Source organism: Kosakonia cowanii JCM 10956 = DSM 18146, from assembly GCF_001975225.1.
Classification (GTDB): Bacteria; Pseudomonadota; Gammaproteobacteria; order Enterobacterales; family Enterobacteriaceae; genus Kosakonia; species Kosakonia cowanii.
Map to the genome: position 1 here is coordinate 3,183,339 of NZ_CP019445.1, position 19,759 is coordinate 3,203,097.

The window sequence follows — 19,759 nt, forward strand, 5'->3', positions numbered from 1 at the left end:
CGGGCCCGAAAACCTGCCTGATGGCGCTGCGCTTATCAGGCCTACAAAAGCGTGCTAACCCGTACGTTGCCATACGGCACTCTGCACCGGGTCTGCAAATTGCCCGATGGCGCTGCGCTTATCGGGCCTACAACGGCATGCTAACCTGTAGGCCGGATAAGGCGTTTATGCCGCCATCCGGCAATGCGCTGCGGTTAAATCACTCCCTGGGCGATCATCGCGTCGGCGACTTTAACAAAGCCCGCGATATTCGCGCCGCGTACGTAATGCGTTTGCTTCTCTTCACCGCCGTACTCCACGCAGGCCTGGTGAATATCCAGCATGATGTGCTGCAAACGGGCATCCACCTCTTCGGCTTTCCAACTGATGCGGCCTGCATTCTGCGCCATCTCCAGACCGGAAGTTGCCACGCCGCCAGCATTCGCCGCTTTGCCTGGGGCAAACAGCACGCCTGCGTCGAGGAAAAGATCCGTCGCTTCGATGGTGGTCGGCATATTGGCCCCTTCGGCCACGGCTTTGACACCGTTGGCGATAAGCGTCTGCGCGGCTTCAACGTCCAGCTCATTCTGCGTGGCGCAGGGCAGCGCGATGTCGACCGGCACTGACCACGGCTGTTTCCCTTCCAGATAAGTCAGGCCAAACTCCCGCGCGTAATCGGCTACCCGGCCGTCGCGGCTCGCCTTGATCTCGCACAGGCGCGCCAGTTTTTCCGCCGTGAAGCCCGCTTCGTCAACCACCGTTCCCGCAGAGTCAGAGGCGGTAATCACGCGCGCGCCGAGCGACATCGCTTTCTCAATCGCATACTGGGCAACGTTACCGGAGCCGGAAACCGCCACGCGCATCCCTTCGAAGCCAAGGCCATGGCGCTCCAGCATCGCCTGGGTGAAATAGACCAGGCCGTAACCGGTCGCTTCCGGGCGGATCAGGCTGCCGCCAAACGAGAGGCCTTTTCCGGTAAAGACGCAGGCGGTGTTGTTGGAGAGCTTTTTCATCATCCCGGCCATAAAGCCCACTTCACGCCCGCCTACGCCGATATCGCCGGCAGGCACATCGGTGTCTGCGCCAAGGTGGCGATACAGCTCGGTGATCAGCGCCTGGCAGAAGCGCATCACTTCGCCGTCACTTTTGCCTTTAGGATTGAAATCACTGCCGCCTTTACCGCCGCCCATCGGGAGGGTGGTGAGGGCATTTTTGAAGGTCTGTTCGAAGCCGAGGAACTTGAGGATCGATAAGTTTACCGAGGGGTGAAAACGCATGCCGCCTTTATAGGGGCCGATAGCGGAGCTGAACTGCACGCGCCATGCGCGGTTAACCTGCACCTGGTTGCGATCGTCTACCCAGGCGACACGGAACTGAATCACGCGCTCCGGCTCAACCAGACGTTCAAGCAGCGAAAGCTGACGGTAGCGCGGGTTGGCCTCGAGAAAGGGCCAGAGGGTACTCATCACTTCACGAACGGCCTGGGAGAACTCCGGCTGGTGCGGATCGCGTTGATGAACAGCGTTGAGGAATGTTGCAAGAGAGGGGGTCTGATCCATAGATATAAGCGTCTCTTATTATGTTGATGAGTGTTGTTGTGTTTGCAATGCGCAAAAAACGGGCGCTTTTCGACTATAACATCGGCGACAGGCCACGCCGCAAGGGAAAATCTCGCTCATCAGATAAATTAAGAACCTGTTTACGGTCATAATGAAAAACGATGAAGCGGGAAACTAAAGTCCCGGAAAATAGATCCGTTATAGTAATAAGTGCAGTCAATCAAAAAGGAGAGGCTATGAGCCGATTTACAGGCGTTGCCGCCGCGTTGTTGCTGATCGCATCGGGCAGCGCGCTGGCGGATCGCTACCCGTCGCCGGGTGTGGAAGTGAATGTGCCGGCTGAAGTATTCAGCAGCGGCGGGCAGACGCAAACGACACAGCCCTGCATGCAGTGCTGTGTCTACGGCAATCAAAATTACAGCGAAGGGTCGGTGATCAAAATGGAAGGGGTGCTGCTGCAGTGCCAGCGCGATGAGCGCACGATTTCCACTAATCCGCTGGTGTGGCGTCGTGTAAAACCCTGAACGCCTCCAGTAGGGGGATATCCGCCGGAGCCAGCGCATAGGTGAGCGCGTCGGCGGGTGTCACCCACGCAAGCTCACTGTGATAATGGCGCGTTGGCTCGCCTGCAAAGGTGTGCACGTGCCAGGCGTGAAGCGTAATCAGCCGCCCGGAGACTTCGCGCTGGTGGCTGGCAACAAAGCGCGCCGGAACCGCCTCGATACCCAACTCTTCACGCAGCTCGCGCACCAGCGCCTGCGGCTGCGTTTCACCCGCTTCCACTTTGCCGCCTGCGAACTCCCATAAACCGGGTTGATCCGCGTGCGGCGGGCGTTGCGCGAGCAGAATATGGCCGTCGCGCTCAATGATGGCGGCGACCACGTCGATGCTTTTTAGCGTCTGCGTCATCAGAGTTTGAACGTCGCCCAGACCGGTGCATGGTCAGAGGGTTTTTCCATGCCGCGGATATCGTAATCGATGCCGGTCTCAATGCAGCGCTCCGCCAGCGGCTGGCTCGCCATCAGCAGATCGATACGCAGCCCGCGGTTATCATCAAAGCCTCTTGAGCGGTAATCAAACCATGAGAAACGATCCGTGGTGTCCGGGTTGGCTTCGCGGTAGGTATCCACCAGCCCCCAGTTTTTCAGGCGTTCCATCCACTCACGCTCTTCCGGCAGGAAGGAGCATTTGCCGGTACGCAGCCAGCGTTTACGGCTCTCTTCCCCGATGCCGATATCCAGATCCGTCGGGCTGATATTCATATCCCCCATAATCAGCACCGGGTTCTCGCGCTTCAGTTCGTTATCGAGGAAGTGTTGCAGATCCCGGTAGAACTTCTCTTTTGCCGGGAACTTGGTCGGATGGTCGCGGCTTTCCCCCTGCGGGAAGTAGCCATTGATAACGGTGATGTTGCCGAGCGGGGAGGGGATCTCCGCCATGATGATGCGGCGCTGTGCCTCTTCGTCGTCGTCCGGGAAGCCTCGACGCACCATTACAGGCGTCTCTTTGGTCAGCAGCGCCACGCCGTAGTGACCCTTTTGCCCGTGATAGAAGACGTTGTAACCGAGACGTGCCACCTCTTCGAGGGGGAACATATCGTCATGGACTTTCGTCTCCTGCAACCCGATCACATCGGGCTGGTGTTGTTCGACGATTGCCTGAAGCTGGTGGGGTCTGGCGCGCAGGCCGTTGATATTGAACGAGACAAATTTCATAGTCGCAGCCACTTAAGGGAGTAAAAGATGCAGGAATGTTATCAGAGTTTACTTTCAATCACTGCCACTTATTCCGAAGCCCATCGCGCCTGCGCAAAAATCAGGCCAGTTGCCTCTTTTCAGGGCGCGCTGCGCCAAAATGGGGCGTTCCGGCAGAATTAATTTCGAGGAGAGTCACAGTTCCAGAATTAAATTTTATAAATGCATAAACTATCGCTAAATCCCGCCATGGTTGGCCGCAATATCTAAAATTATTCACTTTTTATGCATGATAAGTGAATAGCGCTCGGTTGTAAGTTATTGAAATAACGTTCTTGTACACCGTTTATGCATTTTTCCCTCTGGCTGGCACGAAGCGTGCAATCTACATTAAGGGCGAAAACGTCATTTTTATTAACATTTATTCAACCATTTCTTTACCGGTGAGGTCGCTATGTCTCTGTCTGTTACGCGTGAAAATTTCGATCAATGGATGCTGCCGGTCTATGCGCCTGCGCCGTTTATCCCGGTTCGCGGCGAGGGCTCACGTCTGTGGGATCAGCAGGGCACGGAGTATATCGACTTCGCTGGTGGCATTGCGGTTAACGCGCTGGGCCACGCTAACCCGGTGCTGTGCAAAGCATTAAGCGAGCAGGCGGCGAAGTTCTGGCATACCGGAAATGGCTACACCAACGAGCCGGCGCTGCGGCTGGCAAAACGGCTGATTGATGCCACCTTCGCCGACCGGATCTTCTTTTGTAACTCCGGAGCGGAAGCCAACGAAGCGGCGCTGAAACTGGCGCGTAAATATGCCCACGACACCTTTGGCGCGCAGAAGAGCGGCATTGTCGCCTTCAAAAATGCCTTCCACGGTCGCACGCTCTTTACCGTCAGCGCCGGTGGTCAGCCCGCCTATTCGCAGGATTTTGCGCCGCTGCCGCCGCAGATCCAGCATGCCACCTTTAACGATCTCGCCTCTGCCAGCGCCCTGATTAACGACGACACCTGCGCGGTGATTGTTGAGCCGATGCAGGGTGAGGGCGGCGTAGTGCCTGCCGATCCAGCCTTTTTACAGGGGCTGCGCGAGATCTGCTCCCGCCACAATGCACTGCTGATTTTTGATGAAGTGCAGACCGGCGTCGGCCGCACCGGCGAACTCTATGCCTATATGCACTATGGCGTGACGCCGGATGTGTTAACCACCGCAAAAGCGCTCGGCGGCGGCTTCCCGATTGGCGCGATGCTCACTACCGAAACCTTCGGCAAGGTGATGAATGTCGGCACCCACGGCACCACCTATGGCGGTAACCCGCTGGCGGGCGCGGTGGCAGGCGCGCTGCTTGATACCGTCAACACCCCACAAATGCTCAACGGCGTGAAACAGCGCCACGAGTGGTTCACCGAACAGCTTAACGCCATCAACGCCCGCCACCTGCTGTTCAGCGATATTCGCGGCCTTGGGCTGTTAATCGGCTGCCAGCTAGTGCCCGCCTTCAGCGGTAAAGCGAAGCAGATCTCCCAGCTGGCGGCAGCGGAAGGGGTAATGGTGCTGATTGCCGGTGGCAACGTGCTGCGTTTCGCCCCGGCGCTGAACATCAGCGAAGAGGAGGTGCGCATCGGCCTTGAGCGCTTTGCCCGCGCCTGTGAAAAATTCCTCTCGGAGAGCACAACATGATGGTGATTCGTCCGGTCGCAGCAAGCGATCTCTCAGCCCTGATGAAACTCGCTGGCAAAACCGGCGGCGGTTTAACGTCCCTGCCCGCCGATGAGGCAACCCTGGCGGTGCGTATTGAGCGCGCCCGCCAGACCTGGCAAGGCACGCTGCCGAAGGGCGAGCAGGGCTATGTCTTTGTGCTGGAAGATACCCAGAGCGGCGAAGTGGGCGGCATCTGCGCCATTGAGGTCGCCGTCGGGCTTAACGACCCGTGGTACAACTACCGCGTCGGCACTCAGGTGCACGCCTCGAAAGAGCTGAATGTCTACAACGCGCTGCCGACGCTGTTTCTCAGTAACGATCACACCGGCAGCAGCGAGCTTTGCACCCTGTTTCTCGACCCCGCCTGGCGCAAAGCGGGCAACGGCTACCTGTTGTCGAAATCGCGCTTTATGTTTATGGCGGCGTTTCGCGATCGCTTCAATGAGAAAGTGGTTGCCGAAATGCGCGGGGTGATTGATGAGCACGGCTACTCCCCCTTCTGGGAGAGCGTTGGTAAGCGCTTCTTCTCGATGGAGTTCAGCCGCGCGGATTATCTCTGCGGCACCGGGCAGAAAGCCTTTATCGCCGAGCTAATGCCGAAACACCCGATCTATACCCACTTCCTCACGGAAGAGGCGCAGTCGGTGATTGGTCACGTCCATCCGCAGACCGCGCCTGCGCGCGCGGTGCTGGAGAAAGAGGGGTTCCGCTACCGCAACTATGTCGACATCTTTGATGGCGGGCCGACGCTGGAGTGCGATATCGACCGCGTGCGGGCGATCCGCAAAAGCCGGCTGGTGGCGGTTGGTGAAGGGCAACGCGCACCGGGCGAGTGGCCGGCCTGCATGGTGTCGAATGAGCGCTATGACGATTTTCGCGCGATGCTGATCAATGTTGACCCGCAGACGGAACGGCTACTGCTGTCAGCGGGCGAGCTGGATGCGCTGAAGTGTCAGCCCGGCGATAGCGTCCGGTTGGTGCGCCTGTGTGCGGAAGAGAAGAGTGGTGAGGAGAGAGCGCAATGAGTTTATGGATCAACGGTGAGTGGATAAAGGGCCAGGGCGCACGGCGGGAGAAAACCAACCCGGTGAGCCACGACGTGCTGTGGCAGGGCTTCGATGCGGATAGCGTCCAGGTCGAAGCGGCTTACGAGGCCGCGCGCGCCGCTTTCCCCGCCTGGGCGCGCCAGCCCTTTAGCGCCCGCCAGGCGATCGTGGAGAAATTTGCCGCGCTGCTGGAGAGTAATAAAGAAGAGCTGACAACGATCATCGCCCGCGAAACCGGCAAACCGCGCTGGGAAGCCGTCACCGAAATCACCGCGATGATTAACAAAGCGGCGATCTCGGTAAAGGCGTATCACACGCGCACCGGCGAACAGCATACGGAAATGGCAGACGGCGCGGCAACCCTGCGTCATCGCCCGCACGGCGTGCTGGCGGTGTTTGGCCCCTACAACTTCCCCGGCCACCTGCCGAACGGGCATATCATCCCGGCACTGCTGGCGGGCAATACGCTGCTGTTTAAACCGAGCGAACTGACGCCGTGGATTGGCGAGGCGGTGGTGAAACTGTGGCAGCAGGCTGGCTTACCGGCTGGTGTGCTTAACTTATTGCAGGGCGGGCGGGAAACTGGCCAGGCGCTGAGCGCGCTGCCTGGGCTGGATGGGCTGCTGTTTACCGGCAGTGCTAATACCGGCTATCAGCTGCATCGCCAGCTGGCGGGTCAGCCAGAGAAGATCCTCGCGCTGGAGATGGGCGGCAATAACCCGCTGATTGTTGAAGATCCTGATGATATTGATGCCGCGGTGCACCTGGCGATCCAGTCCGCCTTTGTTACCGCCGGCCAGCGCTGCACCTGCGCGCGGCGGCTGCTGGTGAAGCGCTCAGCGGCGGGCGACACCTTCCTGAAGCGGCTGGTGGAGGTCGCCAGCAAGCTGATACCGGCTGCCTGGGATGCCGAGCCGCAGCCCTTTTTCGGCGGGCTGATCTCACCCCAGGCGGCGGAGCAGGTCTATCACGCCTGGCAGGAGCATGAAGCGCGCGGTGGCAAAACGTTACTGGCTCCGCGTCTGCTGGCGGCGGGCACCTCTCTGCTGACGCCGGGCATTATTGAGATGACCGCGGTGGGCAACGTGCCTGATGAAGAGGTGTTTGGCCCGCTGCTCTGCGTCTGGCGCTATGACGATTTTGATGATGCGATTACGCTTGCGAACAACACGCGTTATGGCCTCGCCTGCGGCCTGGTTTCGCCGCAGCGGGAGAAGTTCGATCGCCTGCTGCTGGAGGCGCGCGCCGGGATCGTTAACTGGAATAAACCGTTAACCGGTGCGGCGAGTACTGCGCCGTTTGGCGGTGTTGGTGCGTCCGGCAACCATCGCGCCAGCGCCTGGTATGCGGCGGATTACTGCGCCTGGCCAATGGCGAGCCTTGAGACGGCGGATCTCACTCTCCCGCAAAGCCTCAGCCCGGGCCTTAGCCATTTGCGTGAGGAGCAGCCATGAGCGCGCGTGAAGTGAACTTTGATGGCCTGGTCGGGCTGACACACCACTACGCGGGTTTATCCTTCGGTAATGAAGCCTCGACTAAACACCGTTTTCAGCGATCCAACCCAAAGCTGGCGGCAAAGCAGGGGCTTTTAAAGATGAAAGCGCTGGCGGACGCCGGATTTCTGCAGGCGGTCATTCCCCCTCACGAGCGCCCGAACGTTGCTGCATTACGCCAGTTAGGTTTTCGCGGTAGCGATGAGCAGGTCGTTGAAAAAGCCGCAACCCAGGCGCCGGAACTGCTCTCTGCCGCCAGCTCCGCTTCAGCGATGTGGGTGGCGAATGCCGCCACCGTTTGCCCGTCGGCAGATGCCGAGGATGGCAAAGTCCACCTGACGGTGGCGAACCTGAACAACAAATTCCACCGCTCAATCGAAGCGCCGACCACCGAAGCGCTGCTGCGGGCGATTTTCCGCGATCCACACACCTTCAGCGTACACGGCGCGTTGCCGCAGGTGGCACGTTTTGGTGACGAGGGGGCCGCTAACCATAACCGCTTCGGCGGCGAGTATGGCGATGCGGGGGTGCAGCTCTTTGTGTATGGCCGCGAGGAGGGCAACGAACTGGCTCCCGGGCGTTATCCGGCGCGCCAGACGCTGGAGGCAAGCCAGGCGGTGGCCCGCCTCAACCAGGTGCGTGCGCATCAGGTGGTCTATGCTCAGCAAAACCCGGAAGTTATCGATCTGGGCGTGTTCCATAATGATGTGATTGCGGTCTCCAACCGCCAGCTGCTTTTCTGCCACGAGCAGGCGTTTGCCGGGCAGCCTCAACTGCTGGCAGAGCTTGCGGCAAAAGTGCCGGGCTTTATGGCGATCGAAGTGCCGCAACAGGCGGTATCGGTCACAGACGCAGTGGCAACTTACCTGTTTAATAGTCAATTATTGAGCCATGATGATGGGCGCATGACGCTGGTGTTGCCGCAGGAGTCGCAGGAGCATGCAGGCGTCTGGTGTTACCTCAACGACCTGCTGGCGCAGGATAACCCGATTAGCGCCCTTAAGGTCTTCGATCTGCGCGAAAGTATGGCGAACGGTGGCGGGCCAGCCTGCCTGCGTTTGCGGGTGGTGTTGAGCGAGGCGGAGCAGCGGGCGGTCAACCCGGCGGTGATGATGAACGATAGGCTGTTTGCTGCGCTCAATGCGTGGGTAGACAAATACTATCGCGACCGTCTGACGCAGGCCGATTTAGCCGATCCGCAGCTGTTGCGCGAAGGGCGAGAAGCGCTGGATCGCCTCACTCAACTGTTGGATCTCGGGTCGGTTTATCCTTTTCAGCGTTAAGCGGAGGCGGTATGGAGAACTTTCTGGCAGCAACCATTGCGGGCGATATTCCACGCAAGATGTCCGGTGAAGCGGGCGGAATTCACTGGTTGTGGCATGAGCAGGGGATCCTCGAGCTGGTGCCGCCGCAGCCGGTAGGGCGTTCGCTGGTGATCTCCTGCGCCATTCACGGTAATGAGACGGCACCGGTGGAGCTTATCGATCAACTCCTGCACAACCTCTTTTCTGGTGAGCAGCCGCTGACCTGGCGACTGCTGATTATTCTTGGCAATCCGCAGGCGCTGGCGCAGGGTAAGCGCTATATCAAAAGCGATCTCAACCGCATGTTTGGCGGGCGCTGGCAGCAGCTTCCGCCGAGTGATGAAACCATCCGCGCGGCGCAGCTTGAGCGGGCGGTGACGCACTTTTTCTCTGAAGGGGACGAGACGCGCTGGCATCTCGATCTGCATACTGCCATTCGCGGCTCGCACCATGTGCGTTTTGGTGTCCTGCCGCAGCGCGCCACGCCGTGGGATGAAGCTTTCCTGACGTGGCTCGGCGCGGCCGGGCTTGAAGCGCTGGTGTTCCATCAGGCACCTGGCGGAACCTTTACCCACTTCAGCTGTGAAAGCTTCGACGCGCTCGCCTGCACGCTGGAGCTGGGGAAAGCGCTGCCGTTTGGTGCCAACGATCTGAGCCAGTTTCAGCGCACCGCCTGGGCTTTGGCGGCGCTGCTTGCCGGCGAGCCCGCGCCTGATACCGAGCTTGCTCCGCTGCGTTACCGGGTGGTGCAGCAACTGACCCGGCGCAGCGAGGCGTTTACCCTCTATATGGACAATGAGACGCTGAACTTTACCCCGTTCAGCGAGGGGACGCTGCTGGCGGAGGATCGCGGCGAGCGCTATGTGGTGACGCACCCGCAGGAGTATGTGCTGTTTCCCAACCCCAATGTCGAGGTTGGATTACGCGCCGGATTAATGCTCGAAAAAATAGCGTAGCGCTAAGCCCTGCCACCGCAGGGCTTATTTTTGCTCTCTGAATTTATTACGGAATTATCTTGTTGAGCGCTGAAAAAAATAGCATACTCAGGTTTTGCTTATCTCCATAAAAAACTTATATTTCAGTGGCTTGTTTATTTTTATTTCCACTCTTCACCGTTTATCCTTATTTCCTTCATATTTGATTAAAATCTCACTTTTACACTTTCACTGTTTTACCATCGCTCTGATTAATTGACGCTTGAAGCGCTAAAGTGATTAACGTCAACACGGCAACCGCCGTATATAAAACTGAAGTAAGGAAGAATATTATGCGTAAATTGACTGCCCTGTTTGTTGCCTCTACCCTGGCGTTTGGTGCTGCAAGCCTTGCGCACGCTGATGATGCTCCGGCTGCACCGGCCGATGCCAAACCGATGATGCATCATCACAAAGGAAAAGGGCCGCATGAGATGATGTTCCAGGGCCTGAACCTGACCGATGCGCAGAAAATGCAAATCCGCGACATTATGAAGAGCCAGCGCGAAGAGATGAAACGTCCGCCAGTGGAAGAACTGCGCGCGATGCACGAGATTGTTGCCAGCGACAGCTTCGACAAAGCTAAAGCTGAAGCGCAAATCAATAAGATGGATGAGCAGCGCAAAGCCGATATGCTCAAACATATGGAAACGCAGAACAAGATTTACAACATTCTGACGCCGGATCAGAAAAAACAGTTCAATGCCAATTTTGAGAAGCGTCTGACAGAACGTCCTGCCGCAGGCGATAAAATGCCTCCTGCACCGGCTGAATAATTTAGTCGACCCCTCTTAAGACCGCCGGTTTTGCCCATCGCCAGTAGCACATGATGGGCAGAACCGGCGGTTTTTTCTCGCCTGCCTCTTGCCAGCCGCTACCGGCGCGGTATCCTCGTTGTTCCTGTGTGCCCGAAGTTGCTACTTATCTGAAGTTTATACTTTTTTACATCTCTGGTTACGTCGTAGCCTAAGGCATCGCTGCCTGGCTGCCGATAACCTGTTTATAGCAATGTGAACAAGAACAAGAATGCACGCTGTTTCAGAAGCAGCGGCGCAGCGTATCGCTGTGCTATTCAGGAGTGATGATGGAATTCTTTGATATTCGCAAAATGCCGGTCAATCTCTGGCGAAATGGCGCAGGCGAAACGCGCGAGATTTGCTGCTTTCCGCCTGCTACCCGCGAATTTAACTGGCGCGCCAGCATTGCCTCGCTGGCCGGAAACGGCGAGTTTACGCCATTTCCAGGCGTCGATCGCGTGATCACACTGATTGAGGGTGGAGAAGTGACGCTTAACGGCGGCAGCGTGAGCCATACGTTGAAACGCCACCAGCCCTTCACCTTCGCCGGGGATCAGCCGGTCAAAGCCGAGCTTTGCGAAGGCCGCATGTCGATGGATTTTAATATTATGACCCGCCGCGATCGCTGCCAGGCGAACGTGCGCATTGCCGATCGCACCTTTACCACATTCGGTTCGCGCGGCGGGGTGGTATTTGTGCTGAGCGGCGCATGGCAGCTGGGCGATAAACTGCTCACCGCCGATCAGGGCGCCTGCTGGCAGGAGGGGAGGCAGACCCTGCGGCTGCTCCGCGCCGAAGGGCAGTTACTCTTTAGCGAAATCACGTGGCTGGCCGGGCACTAAGCCAGCTCGACGATCTCGTGTTCACCCGACAGCAGCGGTTTACACAGAATTTTATAGCCATCGTGATCGAAGCCGGCGGGCGTGCGCAGCAAGGCTGCCGCTTCGCCTGGCGTATTGACCGAACCCAGCCAGAGCCAGTTATGGATGATGTGATACTGCGTCATCTCGCCAAAGCTCTCTTTTAATCCGATCGGGCCCTGCCACGGCCAGCACACCAGCTGCATGCGCGCCATCGCGGCGAGAAAACGGCTGTTATGCTCTTCAACGCTCTCTTTTCCGCAGCAGGCACCGGCGCAGCGCTTTAACGCCGAGCGAAAACAGGGGCGGCCACGGCTGAGCGGTTCAAGACCGAGCAGGCCGTAACAGAGCTTCTCTTCATCAGCAATGGATTGTAGCGCCTGCAGCGCCGTGCGCCGGTTAGCAAACAGACCAAAAAGATGAGGGGAAGAGGAGAAATCCACTTCACGGGCGTAAACCACCTGCGGTTTACCTTCCTCCACGCGCAGCGAACAGAGCTGGCGATTACGGCGCAGGCGTTTATTAAACAGCGGCTGCTGCTCTTTAATAAGCCGGGCTTCCAGCAGCAGCGCGCCAATCTCACCGGCGGTGCAGATCCAGCTGACGCGACGAGACTGGCGCAGCATGGAGGCTTCATCCGGGGTGCGGAAATGGGACATCACGCGGCTGCGAATATTGACGCTTTTGCCGATATAGAGCGGCATTGCCTCGCTGTCACCGTGAAAAATATAGACGCCAGGGTGCTTAGGCATCGCCTCAAGCCACTGACGCAGATGTTCGGGGTATTCATAGATTGCCGCCGCCTCAAATGAAAGACGCGGGGCCGATTGACGCCTTGCCACACGGAACTCCTGATACTGGTTACTTGTACAGTGTAGCAGGGTGGTTCAGGTTAAAAAAGAAACATTTGGAAAGATCAGGTAAGTGCGGGTGGGAGAGTGAAGCGTTGCCGCTTCGCTTAGCAGGCCTACAGCAGATCTGTAGGCCTGAGCGGGCGTCACGGTTTACTGTTTTTTCCAGAAATCGTCAAAAATGGTGATTGGTGGACGGCGTTTATGCTCGGTCTTCACATACCAGCCCTCAATAATGCGGGCGGTTGCTTCATCCAGCGTTTTGCCTTCCAGATAATCGTCAATGTTCTCGTAGGTGACGCCGAGTGCAGCTTCATCCGGCAGAGAAGGGCGGTCATCTTCCAGATCGGCAGTCGGTGCTTTTTTATAGAGATGCTCCGGGCAGCCAAGGTGCGCCAGCAACTGCTTGCCCTGACGCTTATTGAGGCGGAACAGCGGGTTAATATCGGTACCGCCATCGCCATACTTGGTGTAGAAACCGGTGACCGCTTCGGCGGCGTGGTCAGTTCCGACAACAATCCCTTTGCACATCCCGGCGATGCTGTACTGCGCTTTCATACGCTCGCGCGCTTTCTCATTCCCGCGCACAAAGTCGCTCAACTCAATACCGGTATCGCGCAGCGCCTGTTCGCTTGCCAGCACCGACGCTTTGATATTGACGGTCAGGACGCGGTCAGGTTTGATAAACGCAATCGCGTCCTGGCAATCCTGCTCGTCAGCCTGCGCGCCGTAGGGCAGACGCACGGCGATAAACTGTAACTCGCTGTCGCCGCTCTCTTCACGCAGTTCCGAGATGGCTAACTGGGAGATTTTCCCCGCCAGCGTCGAGTCCTGGCCACCGCTGATGCCGAGCACCAGTGATTTGATAAAGGGATAGGTTTTCAGATATGTTTTCAGAAAATCCACGCTGCGGCGAACTTCTTCTTCGGCATTGATGGTTGGCTTGACGCCCAGTGCCTGAATAATCTCTTGTTGCAGAGCCATTAACCCCTCCGTTGTTGAATCCTGCTGTGCAGGTTGCAAATTGTTATTCATTAAACCTAACCCCTTCGTGGGAAAACGACAAGGTTCACAGTTTTGCGTGCCGTAATTTGCGCCGTTTCAGGGCGGTTACGCACTTTTATTAGATTTTTCCGAAAGATATATCATTTTCTGTCTCAAGTTGAAAAAAGCAATATTATATTCCAGGCTTAGTTAACACGCTGATACAGAAGCGGATACTAAAGAGGATGGAATATGAATAAGAATATCGCAGGAATTCTGGGCGCCGCAGCAGTACTGACTATGCTGGCAGGTTGTACCGCTTACGATCGCGCGAAAGATCAGGTTAGTCAGCCGGTCGTTAAAGATGTGAAAAAAGGGATGAGCCGCCAGCAGGTAATGCAGATTGCAGGCCGTCCGTCATCAGAAGTGAGCATGGTTCACGCTCGTGGTACCTGCCAGACCTATATCCTGGGTCAGCGTAACGGCAAAACTGAAACCTACTTCGTTGCACTGGACGAAACCGGTCACGTGCTGAACTCGGGTTATCAGACCTGTTCCGAATATGACACCGACCCGCAGGCGCCGCAGCAGCAGTCTCAGCAGAAAAAACCTCTGCAGTAATTTTTTGAATTTGCCTGAGCACACAAAAAACCGGCCATCTGGCCGGTTTTTTTATGCCTTATGCCGGCACGTTATCGATCTTGCTGATACGTGACCAGACGCGGTGCGCGGAAAGCTGCTCGATAAAATCCTCCACCAGCGCGGTTGAGGCAATATCGCCTTCGATGATGCCCTCTTCGCCCTGCGGGTTGACGTGGATCACCCCTTTAAACTGGCGGGCGTCACCGGCAAGACCGATAGTCTTGAGGTGCTTATAGGCTTCCAGCAGGTAGTATTTGGCATCGCCATTTTGCAGCAGCGTGCTGACATCACCGCCGGGCACAAAGACGCCATCCACCGTTAGCGAAGGTGAACCGGCAAAAGTTGCCGCCACCGGCAGGCGGGAGCCATCATCAGCCACCACTTCACCCATGCGCGAGTAGAGCAGTTTGGCGTGCACGCCTTTGTTCTTCAGCCCCTGCAACAGAGTAAGCACATCCTGCGCACGCACATTGTCATGCAGCAGCACCGCGACCACACGGCCCTTCACATCGCCATCCGGAATGGCATACAGGCTGAGGGAGGGATCTTTCTCCACGCCATTTACCGCAGGCGGCGGCGTAATATTGCACTGCTCTTCCGTCAGGGTAATACCCAGGTTCTCCGCGACGGACTGCGCCAGGTTGACATCAATATGTGCCAGCAGGTCGACCACGCGCTCACGAATGTACGGACGCGCCACTTTGCTTAACTCAAAGCTGAAGGCATCAACAATGTGGCGTTGTTCAAACGGCGTCTGGCTTAGCCAGAAGAGGCGCGGATGGGCGTAGTACTCGCCAAATGAGGGGCTGCGCTCGCGCACTTTATGCCCTTCAACACGCTCCTGATAGCTCTCAAATCCGCCGCGTTTCGGCCCCGGCGGCGTTTCGCGCGGCCAGTTATCGTTGATCGAGTTCGGCTCATAGTTGGCCGGATTGGTGTCGATATCCATCCGGTGCATGCCGTCACGCTGGAAATTGTGGTACGGGCAGGTCGGGCGGTTAATCGGAATTTCGTGGAAGTTCGGCCCGCCGAGACGGCTGATCTGCGTATCGGTATAGGAGAAGAGGCGCCCCTGCAACAGCGGATCGTTGGTGAAATCCAACCCCGGCACAATATGGCCCGGATGGAAGGCCACCTGTTCGTTTTCGGCAAAGAAGTTATCCGGGTTACGATTGAGCACCATTTTGCCGACCCGCTGCACCGGCACCAGCGCTTCCGGGATCAGTTTGGTCGGGTCGAGCAGGTCGAAATCGAACTTGAACTCATCCTCTTCCGGGATCAGCTGTAGCCCCAGTTCATATTCCGGGTAGTCGCCCGCTTCAATCGCTTCCCACAGCTCACGGCGGTGGAAGTCCGGATCGCGCCCGGTCAGCTTCTGCGACTCGTCCCACACCAGCGACGCTTTACCCGCCAGCGGTTTCCAGTGGAAGCGTACAAAGGTCGCTTTCCCTTCGGCGTTAATCAGGCGGAAGGTGTGGATACCAAACCCTTCCATGGTGCGATAGCTGCGCGGAATGCCGCGATCCGACATCGCCCACATCACGTTATGCAGGGTTTCCGGTTGCAGGGAAACATAATCCCAGAAGGTGTCGTGCGCGCTCTGGCCCTGCGGAATAGCCCAGTGTGGCTCCGGTTTCACCGCATGGACAAAGTCGGGGAATTTGTGCGCATCCTGCAAGAAGAAGATCGGCGTGTTGTTACCGACCAGATCGAAGATACCCTCTTCGGTATAGAACTTGGTGGCGAAACCACGAATATCACGCACGGTATCCGCTGAACCGGCACCGCCCTGTACGGTCGAGAAGCGCACAAATACAGGGGTGATCTTCTCCGGGTCGGAGAGGAAATCGGCCTTGGTGACATCTTGCAGGCTGCGGTAGGGCTGGAAGTAACCGTGCGCCGCCGAGCCGCGCGCATGCACGATACGTTCAGGGATGCGCTCATGGTCAAAATGGGTGATCTTCTCGCGCAGGATAAAATCTTCCAGCAGCGTCGGGCCGCGCGAGCCTGCGCGCAACGAGTTTTGATCGTCGCTGATGCGCACGCCCTGGTTGGTGGTCAGCGCGGCATTCTCGCCGCCCTTGCGGAACGGCTCCAGCGCATTCAATTTCTCATTGGCGGTATCGGGTGATTTCAGGCTGCCTGGTGCGGTGGGCTCTTCACCGGGTGCGGTCGGTTTTGGTGAAGGGCGGTGGGAATTATCGGATGGTGCGAGGGAATCCAGTCCCGGGCGGGCTTCGTTTTCATCATCAACCGGGGCGCGGGAAGGTTGCGTCTCTTTCTCATGCTGCGACATTGAACTCGTCTCCTGTTTTCCATGACTAAAAAGGCAGGTTATTGCCATTAACCCTTCTAACTATAGAACAATGTCCCGGTCGCGCCCGTTTACCGGCCCGGCCTTGAAAACACGCAGAGAAGCTCACGCCAGGCGCGACGCGCGGGGTCACAATCGGCTATCATTGGCTTTCGTGTGTGTGTGAAATTTGTCTTTAGTGAATGCATCGCTTATGAAAACGCTTCGTCAACAGAATCGAGTCATTATCAGCTATGTCCCGCGCGTCGAACCGGCGCCCCCCGACCATGCGTCAAAGGTCGAAGGTTATCGTGATGTCTGGAGGCTGCGCGCTAAATATGTCGCGTTTGTGTTGATGGGCGAGAATTTCCGCCGCTCGCCGACCTTCACTACGCCGGATGCGGCACAGCGCTGGGCGACGCAGATGCGTCAGGAAGGCGAAATAGAGGAATAAAAAAACGCCTGCAGTGTGCAGGCGTTTTTGTTTTTACACGCGAAGCTTAGCGATGCGCCAGTTCGGCGTGCTCTTCGCTGTCCAGAATGGTTTTATCTGTCTGCTTCAGCCACTGGCTGGTCAGCGTCCCGGCGGTCATGGAGCCGCTAACGTTCAGCGCGGTACGGCCCATATCGATCAGCGGTTCAACGGAGATCAGCAGCGCAACCAGCGTAACCGGCAGGCCAAGCGCCGGCAGCACAATCAGCGCGGCGAAGGTAGCGCCGCCGCCCACGCCCGCCACACCGGCGGAACTGATGGTGACAATACCGACCAGCGTGGCGATCCACTTCGGATCCAGCGGGTTGATGCCGACTGTGGGTGCAACCATCACCGCCAGCATTGCCGGGTAGAGACCCGCACAGCCATTCTGGCCGATGGTCGCGCCAAAGGAGGCGGAGAAGCTGGCGATTGACTCCGGTACGCCAAGGCGACGGGTCTGCGCTTCCACATTCAGCGGAATAGAGGCGGCGCTGGAGCGGCTGGTAAAGGCAAAGGTCAGCACCGGCCACACTTTACGGAAGAACTTCAGCGGGCTGACGCCATTCACGCCCAGCAGCACGCCATGTACCACGAACATAATGCCGAGGCCGAGGTAAGAGGCGATAACAAAGCTGCCCAGCTTGATGATGTCGTGGATGTTGGAGCCAGCAACCACTTTGGTCATCAGCGCCAGCACGCCGTACGGCGTCAGCTGCATCACCAGACGCACCAGCTTCATCACCCAGCTCTGCAGCGTGTCGATGGCGGTCAGCACGCGCTGGCCCTTCGGCGCATCATCTTTCAGCAGCTTCAGCGCGGCAACGCCGAGGAAAGCGGCAAAGATAACGATGCTGATGATTGAGGTCGGGCTTGCGCCAGTCAGATCGGCAAACGGGTTTTTCGGTACAAACGACAGCAGCAATTGCGGCACGGTCAGATCGGCCAGTTTGCCCACGTAGTTGCTCTGAATGGCGTTCAGACGCGCGGTTTCTGCGCTGCCCTGCACCAGCCCTTCAGCGGTAAGACCAAACAGATTGGTCACCAGCACACCGACCAGCGCGGCGATAAGCGTGGTAAACAGCAGCGTGCCGATGGTGAGGAAACTGATTTTGCCCAGTTGCGAGGCGTTGTGCAGACGTGCAACGGCGCTGAGGATCGAGGCGAAAACCAGCGGCATCACAATCATTTGCAGCAGTTGTACATAGCCGTTACCGACCACGTTAAACCACTGAATAGACTCTTTCAGCACCGGATTATCGGCACCGTAAATGGCCTGCAGCGCGAGGCCGAATGCCACGCCAAGCCCGAGACCAACCAGTACTTTCTTTGCCAGGCTCCACTGTTTGTGGCGCGCCTGCGCCAGCAAAAGCAGCAGTGCAGCGAACACGACAACGTTCGCGATTAATGGAAAATTCATCCCCGTTCTCCTGATTTCATTATCGTGATGACATCGAGGTCATCCTGTGGCGCAAGGTTAGCAGAAGTGTCCGGAGCGGCTTATATCCAAATGGAATGCTTTATAGCGAAGTGTTCGAAATCGACTATTTATCGTGCAGACTGGCGATCAATAAAGCGATTGAACTCATTTTGCAGGATATTTATCGCTTCGGATGACCAGCGGATTGCACCATTTTCGGGCAGGGTTTGCGGCATCCACACGGCATAAGTGAGCAGCGCCATGCAGAGCACACGCTCCATCTGGTTACCTTTTTGTGACGCGAGAATCGGTAGTCGAAAGCGCCAGCGGCAGGGCCACAGCAACGGCACGCCGGCGGGCGTGAGCATATCTGCAACGATATGGCTAAGATAGCCGACAACCATACCCTGCAGCGCGTCCGTCGGCAGGATCCAGCTGTCAGGCACTTTTAAGGCAAAGAGGGTAAGCGCAAGAAAAACCGCCAGCAGGCTATGGGTAAACCCACGGTGACCAAAGGCGCGCGCAACGGGTTTTGAGATCCACTTTAGCCGCTGGCCGAGGAAGGATTTCGGGTGATCGATGTCCGGCAGCAGGCAGGTGAGGATGGCTGAAGGCACAATATGCCACCAGTCGCCCTGTGCAAGCACGGGCGTCAATTCGGCATTCTTGGTAAACACCGCGCAGGCTATGGAGAAAAGCAGGTGTCCTTCCGCCGTCATGATCAAACTCGCTAAACTGTCGATGCATACAGTATAGGATGTTTGTACAGTAGGCGGAAGAGGTGACGGTGTAACTCTTTGTCACAATCCTGCTAATTTAGCGCGCCAGCCAGCCGCCATCGACCGCCAGCGTGTAACCATTTATGTAGTCAGCCGCCGAAGAGGCGAGAAAAACCGCCGCGCCCTGTAAATCCTCCGGCGTGCCCCAGCGAGCAGCGGGAATACGATCGAGGATCTCCTGATTACGTTCAGCATCTTCGCGCAACTGCTGGGTATTGTTGGTCGCCATATAGCCGGGCGCAATCGCGTTAACGTTGATATTGTGCTTCGCCCACTCATTCGCCAGCAGGCGGGTAAGCCCCATCACGCCGCTTTTTGAGGCAGTGTAAGAGGGAACGCGAATGCCGCCCTGGTAAGAGAGCATCGAGGCGATATTGATAATTTTGCCGCCGCTGCCCTGGGCGATAAATTGCCGGGCGACAGCCTGGGAGAGGAAGAAGAGCGATTTCAGGTTGAGATCCATCACCTCATCCCAATCCTTTTCGCTGAAATCGATGGCGTCACAGCGGCGGATCGTTCCGGCGTTATTGATGAGAATATCAAGATGCCCCATCTTCGCCAGCGCTTGATCGACAATCGAGGTCAGCTGCTGTTGGTCGCGCAGGTCGGCCTGAATCGCGTGAAATCGGCGGCCGAGCGCCTCGACGCGTTTTGCCGTTTCATGAGGGATTTTCCGGTTAACACCGACAATATCGCAGCCTGCTTCCGCCAGCCCTATTGCCATTCCCTGGCCCAGACCGGTATCGCATCCGGTTACAAGAGCCACCTTATCCGTTAGCTTAAAAGCATCCAGTATCATATCTACTCCGGCGTGATGTCATGTCGTGACGGGCGTCAATGCCTGCGGATCAGAATAGAAGGCGGGAGCGTAAAATACAAACAAATGAAATCATGTTTCAATATTTTTGTGATACAG

At 57.3% G+C, this 19,759-nt stretch carries 19 protein-coding genes; 10 read left to right on the forward strand and 9 right to left on the reverse strand.

The features are described from left to right. Positions 1-194: 194 nt before the first annotated feature. Entirely contained in the window at positions 195-1,538 is a 1,344-nt protein-coding gene (gene gdhA, locus BWI95_RS15020; RefSeq protein WP_054802891.1) for an NADP-specific glutamate dehydrogenase, read from the reverse strand. Positions 1,539-1,774: 236 nt separating this feature from the next. On the opposite strand from gdhA, the gene BWI95_RS15025 reads away from it, so the two are divergent. Further along, positions 1,775-2,062 carry a DUF1496 domain-containing protein gene (locus BWI95_RS15025; protein WP_042713116.1) on the forward strand — a complete coding sequence of 96 codons (288 nt, stop codon included), beginning with the start codon at positions 1,775-1,777 and terminating at the stop codon, positions 2,060-2,062. On the opposite strand, the gene BWI95_RS15030 is transcribed toward BWI95_RS15025, so the two are convergent. After that, a complete protein-coding gene (locus BWI95_RS15030; protein ID WP_054802890.1) occupies positions 2,028-2,447 on the reverse strand; it encodes a pyrimidine (deoxy)nucleoside triphosphate diphosphatase in 420 nt (139 codons plus the stop codon). The genes BWI95_RS15025 and BWI95_RS15030 overlap by 35 nt on opposite strands. Continuing rightward, positions 2,447-3,253 carry an exodeoxyribonuclease III gene (gene xthA / locus BWI95_RS15035; RefSeq protein ID WP_076769738.1) on the reverse strand — a complete coding sequence of 269 codons (807 nt, stop codon included), beginning with the start codon at positions 3,251-3,253 and terminating at the stop codon, positions 2,447-2,449. The genes BWI95_RS15030 and xthA overlap by 1 nt, the downstream gene beginning before the upstream one ends. A 433-nt stretch (positions 3,254-3,686) precedes the next feature. Here xthA and astC point away from each other — a divergent pair, with 433 nt between their 5' ends. The 7 genes from astC (at position 3,687) to ves (ending at position 11,384) form a co-directional block, all read left to right on the forward strand. Beyond that, positions 3,687-4,907 (forward strand): succinylornithine/acetylornithine transaminase, encoded by a 1,221-nt coding sequence (astC, locus tag BWI95_RS15040; protein ID WP_054802889.1) that lies wholly within the window; start codon positions 3,687-3,689, stop codon positions 4,905-4,907. Continuing rightward, positions 4,904-5,953, forward strand: coding sequence for an arginine N-succinyltransferase (astA, locus tag BWI95_RS15045; RefSeq protein ID WP_076769739.1), 1,050 nt, complete (start codon positions 4,904-4,906; stop codon positions 5,951-5,953). The genes astC and astA overlap by 4 nt, the downstream gene beginning before the upstream one ends. Beyond that, positions 5,950-7,428 (forward strand): succinylglutamate-semialdehyde dehydrogenase, encoded by a 1,479-nt coding sequence (astD, locus tag BWI95_RS15050; RefSeq protein ID WP_076769740.1) that lies wholly within the window; start codon positions 5,950-5,952, stop codon positions 7,426-7,428. The genes astA and astD overlap by 4 nt, the downstream gene beginning before the upstream one ends. Further along, the gene (gene astB / locus BWI95_RS15055; RefSeq protein ID WP_076769741.1) at positions 7,425-8,750 is read left to right on the forward strand and encodes an N-succinylarginine dihydrolase; all 1,326 of its coding nucleotides are present in this window, start codon (positions 7,425-7,427) and stop codon (positions 8,748-8,750) included. Before astD ends, astB begins: the two co-directional genes overlap by 4 nt. A gap of 11 nt (positions 8,751-8,761) precedes the next feature. After that, on the forward strand, positions 8,762-9,727 hold the full coding sequence (gene astE, locus BWI95_RS15060) for a succinylglutamate desuccinylase (RefSeq protein WP_076769742.1): 966 nt from the start codon (positions 8,762-8,764) through the stop codon (positions 9,725-9,727). Positions 9,728-10,038: 311 nt separating this feature from the next. Then, positions 10,039-10,521 (forward strand): ATP-independent periplasmic protein-refolding chaperone Spy, encoded by a 483-nt coding sequence (gene spy / locus BWI95_RS15065; RefSeq protein ID WP_076769743.1) that lies wholly within the window; start codon positions 10,039-10,041, stop codon positions 10,519-10,521. A 308-nt stretch (positions 10,522-10,829) separates the two neighbouring features. After that, positions 10,830-11,384, forward strand: a complete 555-nt coding sequence (gene ves, locus BWI95_RS15070) for an environmental stress-induced protein Ves (RefSeq protein WP_076769744.1) — start codon at positions 10,830-10,832, stop codon at positions 11,382-11,384. On the opposite strand, the gene cho is transcribed toward ves, so the two are convergent. Beyond that, positions 11,381-12,244: an excinuclease Cho gene (gene cho / locus BWI95_RS15075; RefSeq protein ID WP_076769745.1), complete on the reverse strand. Its 864-nt coding sequence runs from the start codon at positions 12,242-12,244 to the stop codon at positions 11,381-11,383. The two genes, ves and cho, sit on opposite strands and share 4 nt — an antisense overlap. A 162-nt stretch (positions 12,245-12,406) precedes the next feature. Continuing rightward, entirely contained in the window at positions 12,407-13,237 is an 831-nt protein-coding gene (nadE, locus tag BWI95_RS15080; protein ID WP_023481665.1) for an ammonia-dependent NAD(+) synthetase, read from the reverse strand. 252 nt (positions 13,238-13,489) lie between these two features. Between nadE and osmE the strand changes: the two genes are divergently transcribed. Next, positions 13,490-13,858 carry an osmotically-inducible lipoprotein OsmE gene (osmE, locus tag BWI95_RS15085; protein WP_023481703.1) on the forward strand — a complete coding sequence of 123 codons (369 nt, stop codon included), beginning with the start codon at positions 13,490-13,492 and terminating at the stop codon, positions 13,856-13,858. Positions 13,859-13,916: 58 nt separating this feature from the next. Here the strand turns inward: osmE and katE are convergent, their stop codons facing one another. Continuing rightward, on the reverse strand, positions 13,917-16,175 hold the full coding sequence (katE, locus tag BWI95_RS15090; RefSeq protein WP_076769746.1) for a catalase HPII: 2,259 nt from the start codon (positions 16,173-16,175) through the stop codon (positions 13,917-13,919). 211 nt (positions 16,176-16,386) lie between these two features. Here katE and cedA point away from each other — a divergent pair, with 211 nt between their 5' ends. Continuing rightward, entirely contained in the window at positions 16,387-16,626 is a 240-nt protein-coding gene (gene cedA, locus BWI95_RS15095; protein WP_076769747.1) for a cell division activator CedA, read from the forward strand. Positions 16,627-16,672: 46 nt separating this feature from the next. Here cedA and BWI95_RS15100 read toward each other — a convergent pair whose 3' ends face one another. The 3 genes from BWI95_RS15100 to kduD form a co-directional block, all read right to left on the reverse strand. Then, positions 16,673-18,064, reverse strand: coding sequence for an L-cystine transporter (locus tag BWI95_RS15100; RefSeq protein ID WP_076769748.1), 1,392 nt, complete (start codon positions 18,062-18,064; stop codon positions 16,673-16,675). A 128-nt stretch (positions 18,065-18,192) separates the two neighbouring features. After that, positions 18,193-18,783, reverse strand: coding sequence for a metal-dependent hydrolase (locus BWI95_RS15105; RefSeq protein ID WP_054802883.1), 591 nt, complete (start codon positions 18,781-18,783; stop codon positions 18,193-18,195). A 97-nt stretch (positions 18,784-18,880) separates the two neighbouring features. Next, complete coding sequence (kduD, locus tag BWI95_RS15110; protein WP_054802882.1) at positions 18,881-19,642, reverse strand: 2-dehydro-3-deoxy-D-gluconate 5-dehydrogenase KduD; 762 nt, start codon at positions 19,640-19,642, stop codon at positions 18,881-18,883. Between the last annotated feature and the right edge of the window lie 117 nt (positions 19,643-19,759).